16 protein-coding genes are annotated in these 20267 nt (G+C 28.7%); 14 read left to right on the forward strand and 2 right to left on the reverse strand.

The genetic code is table 11. From position 1 onward, the window contains the following. From Q0J90_RS11595 to Q0J90_RS11655, 13 genes are all read left to right on the forward strand, one after another. A partial coding sequence (locus tag Q0J90_RS11595; protein WP_297278058.1) for a hydroxyethylthiazole kinase occupies window positions 1–389 on the forward strand: 389 nt, incomplete at its 5' end. A 179-nt stretch (window positions 390–568) separates the two neighbouring features. Beyond that, the gene (locus tag Q0J90_RS11600; RefSeq protein ID WP_297278059.1) at window positions 569–1522 is read left to right on the forward strand and encodes an ABC transporter substrate-binding protein; all 954 of its coding nucleotides are present in this window, start codon (window positions 569–571) and stop codon (window positions 1520–1522) included. A 78-nt stretch (window positions 1523–1600) separates the two neighbouring features. Further along, window positions 1601–2542, forward strand: a complete 942-nt coding sequence (locus Q0J90_RS11605; RefSeq protein ID WP_297278060.1) for an ROK family protein — start codon at window positions 1601–1603, stop codon at window positions 2540–2542. Window positions 2543–2560: 18 nt separating this feature from the next. Next, a complete protein-coding gene (locus Q0J90_RS11610; RefSeq protein ID WP_297278061.1) occupies window positions 2561–4051 on the forward strand; it encodes a sugar ABC transporter ATP-binding protein in 1491 nt (496 codons plus the stop codon). Between the two features lie 13 nt (window positions 4052–4064). Further along, complete coding sequence (locus Q0J90_RS11615) at window positions 4065–5024, forward strand: ABC transporter permease (RefSeq protein WP_297278062.1); 960 nt, start codon at window positions 4065–4067, stop codon at window positions 5022–5024. A 200-nt stretch (window positions 5025–5224) separates the two neighbouring features. Next, window positions 5225–6301: a Xaa-Pro peptidase family protein gene (locus Q0J90_RS11620; RefSeq protein ID WP_297278063.1), complete on the forward strand. Its 1077-nt coding sequence runs from the start codon at window positions 5225–5227 to the stop codon at window positions 6299–6301. 118 nt (window positions 6302–6419) lie between these two features. Further along, the gene (gene tyrS / locus Q0J90_RS11625) at window positions 6420–7616 is read left to right on the forward strand and encodes a tyrosine--tRNA ligase (protein ID WP_297278064.1); all 1197 of its coding nucleotides are present in this window, start codon (window positions 6420–6422) and stop codon (window positions 7614–7616) included. 32 nt (window positions 7617–7648) lie between these two features. Next, the gene (locus Q0J90_RS11630; RefSeq protein ID WP_297278065.1) at window positions 7649–10570 is read left to right on the forward strand and encodes an LPS-assembly protein LptD; all 2922 of its coding nucleotides are present in this window, start codon (window positions 7649–7651) and stop codon (window positions 10568–10570) included. A 17-nt stretch (window positions 10571–10587) separates the two neighbouring features. Further along, window positions 10588–12111, forward strand: coding sequence for an ankyrin repeat domain-containing protein (locus Q0J90_RS11635; protein ID WP_297278066.1), 1524 nt, complete (start codon window positions 10588–10590; stop codon window positions 12109–12111). A 76-nt stretch (window positions 12112–12187) separates the two neighbouring features. Continuing rightward, the gene (locus Q0J90_RS11640; RefSeq protein WP_297278067.1) at window positions 12188–14692 is read left to right on the forward strand and encodes an ankyrin repeat domain-containing protein; all 2505 of its coding nucleotides are present in this window, start codon (window positions 12188–12190) and stop codon (window positions 14690–14692) included. A gap of 157 nt (window positions 14693–14849) precedes the next feature. Next, a complete protein-coding gene (locus tag Q0J90_RS11645) occupies window positions 14850–15884 on the forward strand; it encodes an NADH:flavin oxidoreductase/NADH oxidase (RefSeq protein ID WP_297278068.1) in 1035 nt (344 codons plus the stop codon). 134 nt (window positions 15885–16018) lie between these two features. Beyond that, window positions 16019–16768, forward strand: coding sequence for an ankyrin repeat domain-containing protein (locus Q0J90_RS11650; protein ID WP_297278069.1), 750 nt, complete (start codon window positions 16019–16021; stop codon window positions 16766–16768). 77 nt (window positions 16769–16845) lie between these two features. Beyond that, the gene (locus Q0J90_RS11655) at window positions 16846–17802 is read left to right on the forward strand and encodes an ROK family protein (RefSeq protein WP_297278070.1); all 957 of its coding nucleotides are present in this window, start codon (window positions 16846–16848) and stop codon (window positions 17800–17802) included. A 56-nt stretch (window positions 17803–17858) separates the two neighbouring features. Here the strand turns inward: Q0J90_RS11655 and Q0J90_RS11660 are convergent, their stop codons facing one another. Beyond that, a complete protein-coding gene (locus tag Q0J90_RS11660; RefSeq protein ID WP_297278071.1) occupies window positions 17859–18638 on the reverse strand; it encodes a DUF4253 domain-containing protein in 780 nt (259 codons plus the stop codon). 196 nt (window positions 18639–18834) lie between these two features. Here Q0J90_RS11660 and ahpC point away from each other — a divergent pair, with 196 nt between their 5' ends. Then, on the forward strand, window positions 18835–19398 hold the full coding sequence (ahpC, locus tag Q0J90_RS11665) for an alkyl hydroperoxide reductase subunit C (RefSeq protein WP_297278072.1): 564 nt from the start codon (window positions 18835–18837) through the stop codon (window positions 19396–19398). Window positions 19399–19470: 72 nt separating this feature from the next. On the opposite strand, the gene Q0J90_RS11670 is transcribed toward ahpC, so the two are convergent. Further along, window positions 19471–20109 (reverse strand): ankyrin repeat domain-containing protein, encoded by a 639-nt coding sequence (locus Q0J90_RS11670; RefSeq protein ID WP_297278073.1) that lies wholly within the window; start codon window positions 20107–20109, stop codon window positions 19471–19473. Window positions 20110–20267: the final 158 nt, after the last annotated feature.

Consider the following 20267-nt stretch of genomic DNA (forward strand, 5'->3'; position numbering starts at 1 on the left):
GCATAAAAACTAAAGGAGTAGACAGCACAGCTAATGTTAATATGGCACTTGAGGCAGGTAAGCATTTAGCCAAAGAATATAATACAGTTGTAAGCATAAGCGGTGAAACTGATATTATAACAGACGGAAATAAAGTTTTATATGTTAGAGGAGGTTCTCCTTTAATGCCTGTTAATACCGGTATGGGATGTACTTCTACTGCTATAACAGGTGCTATGCTTTCTGTATCTAATCCTTTAATAGCTGCTGCCTCTGCTATGTGTATAATGGCTTCAGCTGGAGAAAAAGCTTCAAAGAAATCTGAAGGTCCTGCTAGTTTTTCTGTTGCTTTTATAGATGAGCTTTATAAACTTGATATCAATGATGCTGCCAATAGGGTAAAGGAATAAAATATACTCATTATTATTTTTTATAAAGTAAAATTATGTAAATATTTTTTATTTTACTATTTATTAAATTTATATTTTATTCTTTTGTTAATTAGTTAATTCTATTTATTGACAATGCTTTTATATTTTACTATACTAATTTGGGTACAGTTATTTATAAAAAATAAAGGATTTACATTATGAAAAAAATATTATTTTCAATTTTATTAATTTCTAGTTTGGTTTTATCATGTACAGGTAAAGCAGGTACTGATAAAGCTTCAACTTCTACTTCAGGAGATACTAAGAAGATAGTTTTAATAACTATGGATTCTATTGATGAACATTGGCTTTCAGTAAAAAAAGGTGCTGAAGATAAAGCTGCAGAATTAGGTAATATAGAATTGATTTTTAGAGCTCCAGCTGGAAAAACTGACCCTAATGAGCAAACCCGTATGGCTGAAGATGCTATAAATCAGCAGGCAGATGCTATATTATTAGCTCCTTCTGATGCTGCTGCTTTAGCTCCTGTTGCTGCTAGAATAAAAGCTGCAAATATACCTCTTGTTTTAATAGACTCAGGAATAACTACAGAAGATTATGATGCTTTCTTATCTACAGATAATGAAGCTGCCGGTGCTTTAGCTGCTGATACTTTTGCTAAATTAGTTAATTCAAAAGGTAAAATAGGTATAGTTCATGCTCAGCCTGCTGCTGCTACTGCTATAGCAAGAGGAAAAGGTTTTGAAACAAGAATAAAAGAAATAGCTCCTGAAATAGAAATAGTTTCTGTTCAATATTCTGATGGAGATAAAGCTAAAGCATTAAATATAGCTACTGATATAATGACAGCTAATCCTGATTTAGTAGGATTCTTTGCTTCTAACGAAGGTTCTACAGTTGGAGTTGCTAGAGCTATAGAAGATATGGGTAAAAAAGATACAGTTATGTTAGTAGGATTTGACAAATCTCAAGATACAATCAGAGCTTTAGAAAATGGTACATTAAAAGCTACTGTAGTACAAAATCCTTATAAAATGGGATTTGACGGATTACAATTTGCTGTAGATATAATAAATGGAAAAGAAGTTACTAGATTATTAGATACTGGAGTAAATGTAGTTACTTTAGAAAATATTGATACTATAAAATAATTTTAGTAAAAATTAAATATATTGATTAGATAATATGCAAATATTATCTAATCGATATTTTTTATATAGGAAATTCTTATGTCGAATGTTGTTGGTGTGGATATTGGCGGTACAAAAACTTCTGTAATAATAGGAGATGATTCTCCTAAAGTTTTTCATAAAGAAAAATTTGCTACATCTGATAGTGAAGATACATTAAAAAATATATGTAAAATAATAAAAGATTATCAATCTCAATATGGCGTCATAAAAAGTATAGGTATAAGCTGCGGAGGTCCTTTATCCAGTAAAGATGGAGTTATAATTTGTCCGCCTAATTTACCGAATTGGAAAAATGTTGAAATAGTTAAATATTTTTATGATAACTTAAATATACATTCAAAATTAGAAAATGATGCAAATGCTTGTGCTGTTGCTGAATATTTATGGGGCATTGGCAGAGGTTCATCCAATATGGCTTTTTTTACTTTTGGTACTGGTTTAGGGGCTGGGCTTATATTGGATAATAGATTATATAGAGGTTCTTCTGATATGGCTGGAGAAATAGGGCATATTAGATTAAGCGATAATGGACCTGTTGGATATAATAAGGCTGGCTCATTTGAAGGGTTTTGCAGCGGCGGAGGTATAGCTAAACTTTGCAAAATGAGGATAGAAGAAAAGTCAGAAGATAAAGATGTTAAAGAATTTATAGATTTATTAAAAGATAAAGATATTTCTACTTATGAAATAGCTAATATTGCTAAAGCTGGTAATAAATTTGCTATTTCTATATTTAATGAAAGTGCTGAATATTTAGGAAAAGGTATTTCTATACTCATAGATATACTTAATTTGGATAAGATAATTATAGGCGGAATATATACTAGAATGGAATCTTATTTCAAAGATACAATGATGCAGATAATAGAAAAAGAAGCGTTGAAATATAGTTCTGATTTTTGTGAGATAGTTCCATCTTATTTTGGAGAAGAAATAGGAGATTATTCAGCATTAGCTGTTGCTATGAATAAAATATAAAATAATTATGGAGATTTAATGTCTGATATAGTTTTTAGTGCAAAAAATATTTCAAAAGGTTTTTTTGGTGTTCCAGTGTTAAAAGATGTAAATTTGGATATGATGAAGGGCGAAGTTCATGCTATATTAGGAGAGAATGGTGCCGGCAAATCAACATTGATGAAAATTATTGCTGGGGTATATACTTATGATTCAGGGGAGTTATTTTTAGAAGGAAAGCAAGTTCATTTTGATAAGCCTGCTGATGCTATAAATAGCGGAATCATAACTATTCACCAAGAATTAAATATGTGTACTCATCTTACTGTAATGGAAAATCTTTTTCTTGCAAGAGAATACAAAAAAAATTATATATTTTTGGATAAGAAAAGAATGCGTAATCAAGCTATAGAGTGGCTTAGCAGATTCGGCATGCAGGATGAAGTGGATACTGCTGTAAAAAGACTTCCTATATCTAAACAGCAAATAGTTGAAATAGCGAGGGCAGTTTCTTTATCGTCTAAAGTTTTAATAATGGATGAGCCTACATCTTCATTATCGAATAGAGAGACAGAACAGCTATTTAATATAATACACAATTTAAAGAATGAAGGAATATCTATTATATATATATCGCATAGATTAGAGGAACTGGAATATATTGCTGATAGAATTACAGTTTTAAGAGACGGTAATTTTATAATGAGCAAGCCGTATAAGGATACAAATATAGATGAAATTATATCTGCTATGGCAGACAGGACTATTACAGATAAATATCCTAGAATTGATGTTCCTGTAGGAGAAACCATTCTTGATGTTAAAAATATAGCTTGCGAGCCTTTTTTTAGAGATGTAAGTTTTGAAGTTAAAAAAGGTGAGATATTAGGATTTGCAGGTCTTGTAGGCGCCGGCAGAACTAAAATAGCTAAGTCTTTATTTGGAGTATTTAAAATACAGAAAGGCGATGTTATACTTAATGGTAAAAAAATAGAGATTCGTAATATAAAAGACGCTATAAAAAATGGTGTGGTTTATGTACCTGAAGATAGAAAACATGAAGGGCTTGCTTTGAAGATGAGTATATGGCAAAACAGTATTATGCCTAATATGCAGTCTTTTTCCAATCCATTTTTTATTAATATTAAAAGTTTATTTAAATCTTTAGTAGGTTTGAAAGATAATTTAAAGATTAAGATGCGTGAGCCTGAAGATAAAGTTCAATTCTTAAGCGGAGGAAATCAGCAAAAAGTTATGATAGGTAAATGGATACTTAATAATCCTTTCTTATTTATTTTTGATGAACCTACTAGAGGGGTAGATGTTAATTCAAAAATAAATATTTACAATATTATTAATGATCTTAAAAAATCCGGACATGGCATAATGGTTATATCTTCTGAATTACCTGAATTATTAGGTATATGCGATAGAATAATAGTAGTTTCTAACGGCAGAATTACCGGCGAAGTTGATCCGAAAAATACTACACAGGAAGAAATTTTAAGATACGCTACTATAAATTATTAATAAAGAGGACTATATGAAAAAAATATTAAATTATATAAATAAAAATTCACAGTTAAAACAATTAATATCAATTATGATAGTATTAATAGTGATGATGATTGTATTTTCAATAGCATCACAATACTTTTTTACAAAAAATAATTTACTTACAGTTGCTTTACAGTCATCAATAATAGCAATAATTTCTATAGGGCAGACTCTTGTACTTATTACCGGAGGTATAGATTTGTCATTGGGGTCTGTTATAGGATTTTCCGGAATGTTAAGTTCTATGTTTATGGTTGATGGAATGTCTATACCTGCTGCAATAATATTGGGATGCTTAATAGCTAGTTCAGTTGGATTAGTTAATGGACTTTTAATAGTATATGCTAAACTTCCTCCTTTTGTTGTTACTTTAGGAAGCATGAGTATAGTAAAAGGAATAAATTTACTTCTTACAAATGGTATACCAGTTTCCGGACTTCCTAAAGAATTTATAGTTATAGGAAGTAATTCATTTTTAGGTTTGCCTATACCTGTATGGATAATGTTTATATTAACCTTTATATTCCATTATATGCTTACAAAAACTCCATTAGGACTTCATATTTATGCTTCAGGATCTAATATACAGGCTTCAAAGTTATCAGGAATTAATACCAATGTTACAATAGTTTTAGTTTATGTTTTTTCTGCTTTTCTAGCATCTATAGCTGGCATTATATTTGCTTCTAGAGTACTTTCCGGTCAGCCTACAGCAGGTTCAGGATATGAATTATATGCTGTTGCTTCTTCTGTTATCGGAGGAACTAGTTTGAGCGGAGGAGAAGGTATTATAAGCGGTACTTTAGTTGGTTCACTTATAATTGGTACACTTAGAAACGGACTTAATTTGATGGGGGTATCTGCATTTCTTCAGGAAGTTATGATAGGATGTGTTATAATAGCAGCTGTATTTATAGATAAATTAAAAGAGAATTTCAGAAAATAATATTCTATTTGATGTATAGAGTTTTAAAACTAGATTGATGATTTTTTATTGCAAAATCTTTCTATTTTTTGAATTGCTCATTAATCAGATATAGGTATATTTTTAAGAAATTATATTTTAAATATTATGTTATGAAAAAAATTCTTCTTAGTATATAATATAGAAATATATTTTTACAAGTAAAAAGGATTATATTAAAAATGAATATTAACAGATTGAAAAGAGTTATTGACTCTATGAAAGAAAAAAATATTTACCAGTTTGTAATAACAGACAGAATGTCAATATATTATCTTACCAATATTAATATACATTCCGGAGAAAGGTTCTTGGGACTTTATATTAATCAAGATAATGAAGTTCATCTTATTAATAATTATCTTTTTCCTTTAAGTAACAATGATATAGATATATTATATTATTCTGATACAGAGAGTGCTGTAAAAAAAATGTCTAAATTTGTGCATAAAGATAAAAATATTGGTATAGATAAATCAATGACATCTAACTTTTTATTGGAAATGATGGATATTGATATTGCTGCAAATTATATAAATGCATCTCCTTGTATGGATTATGTAAGAATGCAAAAAGATGAAGATGAAATAAAAAAGATGATGAAGGCTTCAGAAATTAATGATAAAAGTATGAAAGACATTATTGATTTTGTAAAAGCAGGTATGAAAGAAATTGATGTTTTAGAGGAATTAAAACTAATATATAAAAGAAACGGAGCAGACGGAGGATTCTCATTTACTCCTATTATAGCTTTTGGAATTAATGCTGCTAATCCTCATTATTCTACAGGCAATACTGCAATAGGAGATAACGGATGTTTAGTTATAGATATGGGCTGTATGCATGACGGATATTGTTCTGATATGACTAGAACTATATTTTTTGGAGAACCCAATGACGAAGCTAAAAAAATATATAATATCGTAAAAACAGCAAATGAAAATGCTATTAATAAAGTAAGTGAAAAAGTTAAATTTTCTGATATAGATAATGAAGCACGTTCGTACATTACAGAAAATGGATATGGTGAATATTTTACTCATAGAACAGGACATTGCATAGGTATGGATGTACATGAATATGGTGATGTTAGTTCTATACATCATGCTCAATTAAAAGAGGGTATGATATTTTCAATAGAACCTGGAGTATACTGCAGTGACAAAAAAATAGGTGTTAGGATAGAAGATTTAGTGCTTGTTACTAAAGACGGTTATAAAGATTTGAATAGTTTTACCAAAGAAATAATAGTAAAATAACAATTATGAAATTAACATAATAAAATTCTTTATTTGACTTTAATTAAAATTTACATTATTATTAATATTCAATATTATATGTAATATATAATTTATGGTTATAAAAGGGATAGTAAATATGGAGAATAAACAATACAGTGTAGAAGAATCTATAGAATTGATTACACGAGGTATAAGCGAAGCTATAGGATTAGATGAGATAAAAGAAAAGTTAAAAAGCGGAAAACAATTAACAGTAAAAGCAGGTTTCGATCCTACTGCACCGGACATACATTTGGGACATACTGTACTTTTAAGAAAAATGAGACATTTCCAATTATTGGGGCATAAGGTTATATTCTTAATAGGGGACTTTACAGGAAGAATAGGCGATCCTTCAGGTAAAACTAAGACAAGACCTAGACTTACATTGGAAGATGTTTTAAGAAATGCAGAAACTTATAAGCAGCAGGTATTTAAAATTTTAGATCCTGAAAAGACTATAGTGGAATTTAATTCAAAATGGCTTGAAAAAATGAGCTTTGCCGATGTATTGGGATTAACTTCAAGATATACAGTAGCACAGATGATAGAGAGAGATGATTTTGCTAAAAGATATAAAAACGGTCAGCCTATTAGTATGATGGAATTCATGTATCCTTTAGCTCAAGGGTATGATTCTGTTGCTTTAGAATGCGATGTTGAGCTTGGCGGTAATGACCAGAAATTTAACTTGCTCGTTGGAAGAACTTTAATGAAAGAATACGGGTTATCTCCTCAGGCAGTTATTACTGTACCTTTATTGGAAGGTTTAGATGGTGTTGAAAAAATGAGTAAATCCCTTGGTAATTATATTGGTATATATGACAGTGCTAAAGATATGTACGGTAAGGCTATGAGCATACCGGATAGTTTAATCTCTAAATATATGGAGCTTCTAACTGATATTCCTATAGAAGATATAAAAAATTATGTTAAGTCTATGGAAAATGGTGAAAATCCTAGAAATATAAAAGGAATACTTGCTAAAGAGATAGTTAAAATATATCATGGAGAAGCAGAGGCATTAAATGCTGAGGAAGAGTTCAAAAGAATATTCAGTTCTAAAGGACTTCCGGATGAAATAGAAGAAGTATCTGTTAATAAAGATGATAATATTTTGAATATATTATCTGTTTGTATGTCTTCTGAAAGTAAATCAAATTTGAAAAGATTAGTTTCTCAAGGAAGCGTTACTTTAGATAATGAAAAAATTAGTGATATAAATGCTGTTATTTCTAAAGAAGGTATTTTAAAAGTTGGTAAACGCAATTTCTTTAAAATAAAATTTTCTTAAATAAAAATGATAATTGAATTTTAGAGGATATAATGCGTATCTTAATTTTATTATTTATATTGATATTCAATGCATATTTGTATGCACAGGATACTAATGCTGTAAATAATAATATTCCTGCTAATGCAAGTGAAAATGCAATAATGCAGATAAATAGATTCGATGCTAGAAGAAATCCAATATCATTTATTAATTTAGTAAATTTTACGCCTTTTTATGTATTAAAAGAATATGCTAGAATAAATAATATAGAAATATACCCTTATGATACAGAAGCAACTTTAAGAGCAAGAATTATAGAAAGACAGGTTAATGTTAAAGCTGAAATAGTATCAGGCAATGAACAGGTTAGAGAGGTAGCAAGAACTACTATTAATAGGGGAGGAGCTCAAGTTGAACTTATAGGTGCTGATTTTGTAGAGCGTTATGAGATAAAGGAAGCTGAGGAAGAACTTATATCATTATATGGTAATGTTACCATGCGTATGTATAATAATACATTAATTGCTGATAAGGTTGTTTATAGTTTGAAAACAGGAGAGGTTTTTGCTTCCGGTAATTTAACAGTAAAGGCAGGTGAAAGTACTCTTACAGGCGAATGGTTTATGCTTAATAGAGAGAATAAAAAAGGAGTTCTATTCGGCGGAGGTACTAAATTTCAGGTATTTACTGTTCAGGGAGATATAATTAAATTTAATGACGAGCGTTTTTTTGCAGAAAACAGCAGTGTTAGTTTTTCACGTTTAAGTCCGGTAGCACATGACTTTTTAACCAGCAGGGTTTATCTATGGGATACAAAAAAAATGATGATATTTAATAGTATCTATAGAGTTGGAAGACAGCCGGTATTTTATTTCCCTCTGTTTATGCAAAACTATATGGGTACAGGTATTATATCTTCATTTGGTGAATCTTTAAGGGAAGGCGTATATATGCAGAATTCTAAAATATTCGATATATACGGAGTTCAGCATAAAATAAGATTAGATGCCTATCAAAAATTAGGTTTTTTAATAGGAGATGAAATAAGATATACAAGTCAATATAATGATTTCGCATTAGATGCAATGTTTGCTTTGGGAAGACAATATTATTTGTTAGATTCTTATATAACTTCCAGTATAGGTTATGGTACTAGATATGTAAACTATTTTGCTACAGGTCAGCCTGGTAAATTTGTACCTAGATATAAATTTGAATATGATCATACTTTACAGTTGTACAGTAGTCAGAATATTAATAGTTATGTTACTGGTAAATTAAATTTAAATAGTGATTTATATTTTAAATCAGATTTCTATAATCAAAGAGGGCGTTTTGATATATTAACTTTCTTTACTTCTGTTACGGGAAATTTGCAGGATATTGGAGATTCTTATCCTGAGAACTACATTGAAAATTCAGTATATATTAATAATAATATTTACGGAGTGAATTTAAAAGCTGGTGCTGAATGGGATTTAGAAGCTGTTAGAAATATATCTGTTGATGTTAATACAAATTTTGATTATTATATGCCTAAGCCTTATAAACTTGTTCTGCCTTCTATTGAGGCTAGCTATAGTTCTGTATTTGGGGATGAAACATCTTATTATTTTCCAAATCTTAAGTTAAATTATGACTTAAGAGCTAATTATAATCATACTATTAATTATAAAACTTCTGAAGGTATTGCTTTTTATAATAATCCATTGCGTGATTCTCAATTAAATGATAAACTTGCAGAAAGAGATAATTTAAATTTGTACGGAGGTTTATCAAGAACTTTTACTAATGATTTTTTAAGATTTGTACCAAGTGTTAATATGGAATATTCATATCAAAATAGTGTTAATCCTTCAGCTGAAGACTTAATTTACGATAAAGATAATACTTATTTTGGATTAGGTGCTGGTGTTAATTTTTCGATGTTTCTTCCTTATAATATTTTACCGTATAATTTTACTTACTATTTTGAACCTATTGTAAGATGGGATACTACTTACAGCTTAGGATACAGATTCAAAGAAAAATATATTGATACAGATACTATTACAGCACAAAATGGAGAATTTAACTCGCATAATTTAACTACTAAATTAACTGTTGGAGGAACAGGGTATAGTTTATTTTTCCTTCCTGATTTGAATCTTAATTTAGAATCATTTATAAGAACAGGATATGATTTTAGACCTAAATATAATCCGGAAACTCAGATTTATGAAGTTGAATTTTCTACAAATAATATGCTTACTACAGAAGTAGGTTCTTCAGCAAGACTTTTTTATAATCAATCTTATATATCATATGATATTTCTAGAAATATGCTTGGAACGAATTTAACTCTTAACCGTATTACTTCATATTTCCATTTACCTATACCGCTTGGAAAGATAACAGATTGGATACTTGTAAAAAATAATAGAAAGCCGTTTTTTGATGGTGTTATAAATGATTTTAATTTATATTTTGGTTTTGCATTTACTCATGATTTTATTAATTATAAATACAATACAGCGGCATTTACATTTGGTATAGAATTGCAAGTAATAGATCAATGGAAATTTAGAATAGCAACTACTAGTGCGAATGAAAAGGCTTACAGATATATTAAATCTTATGCGGAGCGAGAAAATGAAACTTGGGTAAATCCATTCTGGGATATTATAAACTCATTTAATTTTAATAATCCTCAAAAAAGGACTGAAAGTTTATTTAAACTTGAATCTATAGAAGCGAGCGTTTGGCATGAATTGGATGGATGGCAGATACTTGCCACTTTTGCTGTAAGGCCTTCTACGCTTCCTTCTGATATTACTAGCGGTTCAGTTAAAGGAATTTATTGGAATAAAGAGTTTTGGATTGAATTTACTCTTACAGACTTTCCTGGTGTTGGATTACCTAGAAAAGAATATGATCTTAACAGTACAATTACTGATTTACAAGACAGCTCTGCAACAACAGTTACACCATAATAAAAAGGGGGATTTTTATGAAAAATGTTTTATTTATAATGTTATTTTTATTTGCTTTCATTTATGGGCAGCAATACTATAATAATGCTCAGTCAAATGATAATATAGGGCAGTACAATGATATTCAGTCAAATAATAATATAGGTTTGTACGATAATATTTACTCAAATGATAATATAGAGCAGTATAATGATATTCAATCAAATAATAATGAGCAATATGATAATATTAATACAAATAATACTAAAAATATTACTAACAGCAATGGTATTAGCGTATTATATGATGCAATAGATCATAATAATATAGAATATATAGAAGAACTTATAAAATATGGTGTAAATTTAAATGTTAGACTTCCTGATAATTATACTAATAATTTATCCGGTGCTACTCCTCTCTTATATTCAATATATAAAAATAATAGCTATATAACTAAACTTTTGATAGAAAATGGAGCAAATATAAATATTAAAGATTTTAAAACTTGGAATAGTGTAATGTATGCTGCAGCATTTTCTGATATAAATACACTTGCTATGCTTGCTGAAATGAATAATAGATTAATTAATGCCAAAACAGAATTTTATGTAAATCCTCTCCATATAGCAAGCGATTATAATAATCTTGAAGCAATAATGTATTTATGTACTAATTCTAATATTGATATAAATGAAAGAGATATAGACGGATGGACATCTCTTTATCATGCGGCTAATTCCAGAAGTATAGAGGCATATAATTTACTCATAAGATTAGGGGCTGATACTAATATAGGCGATAATGATAATGTTTTGCCTTCTACAGTTCTAGAGAGAAGAATAGAACATAGAAACAGTCAGCTTAGAGAAGTTGATGTTAACTTATTAAAAGCCATAAAAAGTAATAGTACTAGAACTATAAAAAAACTAATAAAAGAAGGTGCTAATGTAAATACAAAAGATGGATATGGTTTAAGTGCTTTACATTTTGCTATAAAAAATAATAATTTAAGAGCCGTTAAGATTCTGCTTGGCAATAAAAATATTAATTTAGAATCAGAACTTCCGACAGGATATTTTACACATTTGGTTAATGAAAAAGCAGATGCTATTTATATAGGAAAAGCTACACCTCTTTTATATGCTATATTAAAAAGTAATGGAGAAAGCGGAATAGTAAATACGCTTATAAAAAAAGGTGCGAATGTTAATGCAAAGGATGAAGAGGGTTGGTCTACATTCTTATATGCAGCGGCATTTGGCAACCCTTCAATCCTTAAAAGTCTATTCCGCAAAAATAAAAAGTTGATAGATACAAAAACTAAAGATAATGCTACGGCTTTGCATATGGCTGTTGTTTATGATAATTTGAAGAATATTAAATATTTAGTTGATAAGCTAGAAATAAATATAAATGCTCAGGATGATGACGGCTGGACTGCTCTTTATTATGCGGCAATTAATGATAAAAAAGATGCTTATAAATTGCTGATAGAACTTGGTGCTGATGAAAGTATAACAAATAATGAGGGCTTAAAGCCTGCTGATGTTTTACAATAAAAAATAAATTTTGTTGTTATTAATGAATTATTATTATATAATTTTTTATATTATGTTTACTTAGGAAATTGAGATTATGATTAGAAATGTATTTTTATTTATTATATTACTTTTTTCTATTAGTTTTAATATATTTGGTCTTACTTCAATGGAGAAGGAATTTTTTGATGCTATAAAAGAAAATAAATATGAAGCACAATTAAAAAATCTTCTAAGATATAAAATGGATTTGAATGCCACAAATGAAAGAGGATTAACTCCGCTTTTGTATGCCATTGAATGCGGTAATGAAAGAGCTGTAAGAGTATTGCTTGAGTATAGAGATGTTAATATAGAAGCTAAACTTCCAGATGATTTTGCAGATTATCCATATATAAATAGAGTTGAAGGCGATAGCTTTAATATAGGAGGGGCTACTCCTTTAATGTTTGCTATATTTAAAAACAATCCAAGAATAGTAAAACAGCTAATAGATAAGGGGGCTGATGTTAGGGCTAGGGATCATGAAGGAACTTCTGTATTTTTATATGCATGCGGTTTTGGTAACGGTAATATTATAAGAATGCTTCTTGTAAAAGATAGAACATTAGTTAATGATAAAACATCTAATGGTAATATTAACGGACTTCATTATGCTGCTTCTCTTAATAATTTAGAAAATATCAATTTCTTAGTTAAAAATGTTAATATGAATATAAATGACAGAGATTCAAACGGATGTACTGCTTTATATTATGCTGCTTACTATGCAAAAAAAGATGCATATAATCTTCTTATTAAACTTGGTGCCAATAAGGATATAGGTGATAATTATGGAGTTAAGCCTGAATATATTTTATCCGGCGGAAGTTCTGCTGTTGATTTGGGTAATAATTCCAGCAGCAATACGGAAAATGCAAATACTGATGATGAAAATATGCTTATTGTAAGAACTATTAGAGAATCAGATATTAATGCTTTGAGAAATATAATGATGTATTCTAATTTTAATATGAATTCTGTAATAATAGCTTATGAAACTCCTCTTACTTATGCTATACATCTTGATAAATATGATGTTGTTAATGAACTTTTAAAATATAAAATGAATAATACAAATATCATAAATATAGAAACTTCTTTTATACCAGCATATCATGTTTATTTTGATGAAAGCAGGACAGAGTTTATAGGTAATGTATATTTGGGTGATGCTAGTCCTTTGCAGTATGCTATATTCAAAGGAAATAATAATATTATAAATGCTCTTTTAAAATCTGGAGCAGATATAAACAGAAAAGACAGCTTGGGAAATAACGCTTTAATGTATGCATCAAGTTATGGAAATGCAGAAATTATAGATACACTTTTAAATTACAGCAGTAATTCTTATAGAGTTGTTGACATATACGGCGATACACCTTTGCATAATGCAGCATTGCTAGGAAATACTAATACTTTGACTGCACTTATGAAGAGAACTCCTATTAATATAAATGTACAAGATATTGACGGAAATACGCCTTTGCATTTAGCTGTAAAAAATCATAATAGTAATACATATAGATTCTTATTATTAAAAGGTGCTGATTACTCTATAAAAAATTATGACGGTAAAACTGCATCCGATTTATTATATGAAGATAGCGGATACAATATAGAAAATATTATAAATGATTTTAATAGCAACAATATATTTAATGATAAAGTAAATACAAATTTAAATAATAGCTTATTCAATAATAATACCAATTCAATATATAATTATAATAATTTTGATGGAATTAAGGCTATAAATGTTAATACTTTTGCAGATGATTTGATATATGAATATAGCGATGAAAAAAGTATTGAAGATGATGATTATGTTGAACCTGATGCTAGTGATGATTATTCTCATATATATGATGCCAATAAACCTATTTTTGATGCTATATACAATAATAATATAGGGGATATGATTAAAGCTATTTCAAAGGGTGCCAATATAAATTCTAGAAATGAAGAAGGTTTTACTCCTTTGGTTTATGCTATTAATTATGATAAATTAGAAGCTATAAAAGCCCTTTTAAGTTTCAGCAATATTGATATAGAAATGCCTTTGAATAATTATTCTAATACTTATTCCGTTAAAGGCAAGAATTTTAGCGGTGAAGTTTTATTTAATGGAACAACCCCATTGCAGTATGCTATATATAAAGGAAATACAAATGCTGTTAATTTGCTTATAGAAAGTAAAGCGGATATGAAAAAGAAAGATTATAATGGCTACAGCAGTTTATTTTATGCCTCTGCTTTTTGCAATCCTGATATGATAAATTTCCTATTGGAAAAAGATTCTTCTTTGACAAAAGAGAAATCTTTAAGCGGAAGAACTGTAATACATTATGCAGCAATGTACGGAAATGATGATGCTATATCTTATTATTTATCAAACACGTTTTTAAGCATTAATGCCAAAGATAACGATGGTAATACACCTTTGCATTATGCTATAGAAAAAGGCTATAATAGCACAGTAACTTTGCTTGTAAGACGGGGTGCTAGAATGGATATAGAAAATAATGCCGGCATAACAGCTTCAGATTTATTGAAAAAATAAATGTTTTATATGTATTGTAAAAATATAGTTTTTTATTGTCACATATAATTACATATTATATAATAACAAATTAATTATATTGTGAAATTGAAATATACATCATCTTGTATATACTATATAGTAGTATAAAAAGCAATAATATTTGAAGGAGTTTTTAATGAAACTAGAAAAAAGCAATCTTTTTACACCTTTAAAAATAGGTAATCTTGAAATAAAAAACCGTGTAGTAATGCCTCCAATGTGTATGTATTCTGCTGAAGACGGATATGTTAATGATTGGTATATTCAGCATTATGTTACAAGAGCTATAGGAGGAACAGGATTAATCATAGTTGAAGCTACAGGAGTACTTCCTTATGTTAGTTCTATCACAGACGGAGATTTAGCAATATGGGATGATAAATATATTGACGGTTTATCTAAATTGGTAAAAGCTGTTAAAAGCAATGGAGCTGCAATCGGAATACAGATAAATCATGCTGGAAGAAAATGCGAATCTAAAAAAGTTGATAAGATATATGCTCCTACAGCTGAAGCATTTAATGATAAATACAGAACTCCTGTTGAAATGACAAAAGAAGATATTAATGAAGTTGTTGATGCATTTGTTAAAGCATTTGTAAGAGCTAAGAAAGCTGGTTTTGATATGATAGAAATTCATGCTGCTCATGGATATTTAATTTCTACATTCCTATCTCCTTTATCAAATAAAAGAACTGATGAATATGGTAAAAATAGAGTTAAAATTTTAGAAGAGATTTTAAGAAAAGGCAGAGAAGCTGTAGGTAAAGATTATCCTATACAAATTAGAATATCATCTTATGACTGGAGAGAAGGCGGAAACACAGTAAAAGATTTTGCTGATATGTTAAAGCCTTTAGAACAGGAAGGATTATTTGATTCTATAAATGTTAGTACAGGTGCTGTTACTGCTGACGGAAAGATTATTCCTTATGAAGGATATCAAGTTCCTTTCTGCCGTGAATTAAAACAGTATATGTCAGTTCCTTGTATAGGCGGAGGACTTATATATGATCCTAAAATGGCTAATATGATGGTAAGAAACGGTGCTGCTGATGCTATCTATATAGGAAGAGAGCTTTTAAGAAATCCGTATTGGGCATTGCAGGCTGCTAGAACTTTAGGTATTGATGTACCATTCCCTAAACAGTACGAACAGGCTAAAAGATAATTATATATTGTTATAAGAATATTAAAAAGTCTGATTATACATTATTGTATAGTCAGGCTTTTTTGTTTTTATTGTCTTGATATATTTTTATTTAATAATAGAATTATATTATATTAATTGTTAGTATGTAAATTATGAAGAATATATTAATTATATTTGTTTTGTTTACTAGTATATATTCTGTTGTATATACATTTACTCAAGATGAGAATGATTTATTAGCAGCTGCTGAAACTTCTGATGTAGTTATGGTAAGAAGGATATTAAATGAAAAAGATGTTAATGTTAATATTTGCGATAAATATGGTGTAACTCCTTTAATGCATGCCGTACTCAATAGAAATATATATATATTGGAATTATTATTAAAAAATGGTGCTGATACAGATATGAAAAATGACAGCGGAAAAACAGCATTGATGTATGCATGTCAATTTTGTGATTTTGATATGATAGAAATGCTTATATGGTATAAAGCTGATATTAATATAACTGACAATTATAAATCTACAGCATTGATGTATGCTGCAAACAGAGATCCTAATATTATAAGATTTCTTGTAGAATCCGGTGCTGATATTAATGCACAAAATTTAGACGGCAAGACAGCTTTGATGTATAATGTTTTAAATGATGCTGATGTTAATATGATCAATACATTTATTAATCTTGGAGCTGATATTAATATTCAGGATATTCATGGATACACTGCTTTAATGTATTCTGCTGTTTTGGATTATAGAAACTTTGCTGAGATATTCATAAAAAATGGTGCGGATGTAAATAAAAGAAATAATTATAACAAAACAGCTTTAACTATGGCTGAGGAAAATAAAAATTATAGTATGGCTGAACTGTTAATAAAATACGGTGCTGTAAGATAATTTTTATGATATTGACAATTTTAATTCTTATACTAAAATTGTGACATTAATAAATTATAAACTAGGAGGATAATTGCATGAAAGATGTTGTTATAGCTATAGATATTGGAGGCACTTCTATGAAAGGTGCTATTATAGAGGAGAATGGAAATATTTTGTATAAAGATAATTGCGATGTTAATCCTAGTTATAATACAGAAGAACATAAAGAAGCTATATCAAAATTTATAGAAAAATTAAAAAGTAATATACCAGACGGTTATAAGCCTATAGGTTTGGGTATAGATTGTCCTGGAGTTATGAATAGAGATACTTTACATATTGGAGGAGCTGAAAATGTTCCTGGGCTTCATGGATTGAAATTTTCTGATATAGGAGATAGATTTAATCTTCCTATAAAAACAGCTAATGATGCCAGTATGGCTGCATTAGGAGAAGCTAAATATGGAACAGGAAAGGAGAAAGATTATCAGTCTGTAATGCTTGTTACTTTGGGTACCGGTGTAGGAGGCGGATTAGTTCTTAATGGAAAATTATTCACAGGTTCTTTAGGCGGTGCCGGAGAGATTGGACATGTATTTGTAGTTCCTGATGGTGATAAATGTAACTGCGGTTCAAGCGGATGTATTGAACGTTATGCTTCTGCTACTGGTTTTATTGCAATGGCTAAGCAGAAAATACATAAGGGAGTTATACCTACAACTTTAACTTATGAAAAATTAGATACTGGAAAAGCTAAGTCTTTATTTGATGCTGCTAAAAATGGAGATGCTCTTGCTAAGGAAACTATTGCAGAATGTTCGTATTATTTAGGTATGTCTATAGCACAGGCTTTGAATATGCTTGATTTGGATTTAGTTCTTATAGGCGGAGGATTGTGTAAAGATTTTGATATGATGATAGAGCATATTAAAAGAGGTGTAAGAAATTACGGACTTAGAATGATGGTTAATAATGTTGAAATAAAACCTGCCTCTTTAGGTAATGATGCTGGGGTTTTAGGATGTGCTGCTTTATTTTTTAGAAATAATTAATTTTTTAATAAAAAATAAAAGCCTATACTTTGAGTATAGGCTTTTTTATTGTTTTATTAATCCCACCAAAAATACCAAACACTTGATTTTAATAATGTACCTGCTAGTTTTCCAATATCATAATCTTCGCTGTATTGATCCACTCTGTCTAAACAAAAATAATAATGTTCTATAGCAAGTTCTCTAGCTTCTTTTTCTGTTTGAGGCTGTTTTTCTACAAAAAGCTCCCAAGTATCATAACCTACTACTGCAGGATAGGCATTATATTTTTCATACCAATACTTGAAAATTGCAGCTTGAGTTTCTAGATTAGGACAATCATTGAATCCTCCCATTGGTATATAGCATGCCAATTCATAAGGATTTGTAGTAGGAATTTTTGCTAATATTAAATCAACAGTTTTTTCTATTTTAGAATCATAATAAGATTTATAATCATAATAAGAACCAAAACTATCAATTACTTCAAAACCTTCTGCTATAGGAGCATTGAATGATTTTTTGATTTCTTCAATGTATTCTTTGTCATCATAAATATCTTCGATATTCTGATTTAAATAATCTTTATAATTTATTTCTTTAGATTTTTCTATATATTCATTTATTAATTTTTTTGAATCTTCAATTTCGCAGTCATTATCTTCTAAAAAAAAATCTATTTGTTCGCTTAATGTATCTGTAGGTATTATAATTAAAGGAGTGTAGCCTTCTTTTTTTCCTTTTTCGAGATTTTCTTTATACCAGCTCATTATTTTGCTGTCATCTTCAAGTCCGCCTTCTAATATTTCATAATCGCATTTTAAAAAATCTGTTATAAATTTTATATCTTCATTCATATATTCACTCCTTAATAATATCAAAATTATTCTATATTAAAAAATTATTTTTACAATATAGATATTTTTATATTCATCAGCAATAATATTTCATTTTTTTAGTAATTTTTATCAATTTATAATATTTTCTACTTGACAAAAAGTATTATCTATTGTATTGTTAGAGTGTACAAACATTAATAAAAGGAGTTATAAAATGAGTTTAATCAATAAAAAACTTATAGATTTTAAAGTAGAAGCCTATCAGAATGGAGAATTCAAAACAGTTGAAACAAAAAATGTATTAGGCAAATGGAGTGTATTCTTTTTCTATCCAGCAGATTTCACATTTGTATGTCCTACAGAATTAGCTGATTTAGGTACAGTTTATGATGAATTAAAGAAAATTAATTGTGAAGTGTATTCAGTTTCTGAAGATACTCATTTCGTACATAAAGCTTGGGCAGATGCTACTCCTACTATTAAAAATCTTAAATATACAATGCTTGGAGACCCAGCAGGCATTTTAGCTAAATTCTTTGAAGTATATGTTGAAGAAGAAGGTAAAGCATTACGCGGCAGCTTTATAGTAAATCCTGAAGGTTTAATTAAAGCTTATGAAGTTCATGATATGGGTATTGGTAGAGATGCTAATGAATTATTACGTAAAGTACAAGCTGCTCAATATGTAGCTGAGCATGGCGGTGAAGTTTGTCCTGCTAAATGGAAACCTGGTGCTAACACATTAAAACCAGGAATTGATTTAGTTGGAAAACTATAATTCTGTATAATATAGTATAAATAAAAAAGGACATATAATTAATTTTATATGTCCTTTTTATTATTAAAAAAATTAATTTGCTAATAATTTTTCTATATTTTTAAATCCTTTAGTTTTGGCATAATATAATGCATCATTGCCTCTATTATCTTTTATATTTTTATCTGCTCCATGTTTTAATAATAACTTTACTATCTCAACATAATTGTAACTGTCATTTCCAAGTATAACAACTTCTAATAAAGCAGTCCAAGATAACCTATTAACATGATTCACATTTATATCTGTATTTTCAAGTAAGAATCTTACAGTTTCTAAATGACCTTTTTCACATGCTGGTATTAATGCATTTCCTCCATAAATATTAAGAACATTGATAGTATCAGCTTTTTTATATAATAATTTTAATATATCAAGCAAACCTCTTGCACCAGCATATAAAAATGGAGAGTTTAGATTTTCATCTTGTATATTTACATCAGCACCATTTTCAACTAAAAGTTTTACCATTTTTACATCATTATTATAAGCAGCTATCATCAAAGCCGTTCTTTTTTTATTGTCTTGGATATTAATATTAATACCATTTTTTAAATATTGAGATACTAAATTGATATCGCCTTTATGCACGGCAGCAAAAAAATTATCATTAGAAAAGGCTAGAGCAGCTGTAAAAAATATTATCACTATAGAATAAAATATATATTTCATAATAATCTCTTGATTTTAGAATAAAAAATAAAAGAGTAAAAAATTTATTATTGCTAATATTAATTTTTTACTCTTATTATATACTTGAATTATAAAGCAGCGTTCAATGAATCAATATCAAATACAGGCAATGCTTCAATATCAGGAGTAATTTTTTT

This window comes from uncultured Brachyspira sp. (assembly GCF_944390595.1).
Classification (GTDB): Bacteria; Spirochaetota; Brachyspiria; order Brachyspirales; family Brachyspiraceae; genus Brachyspira.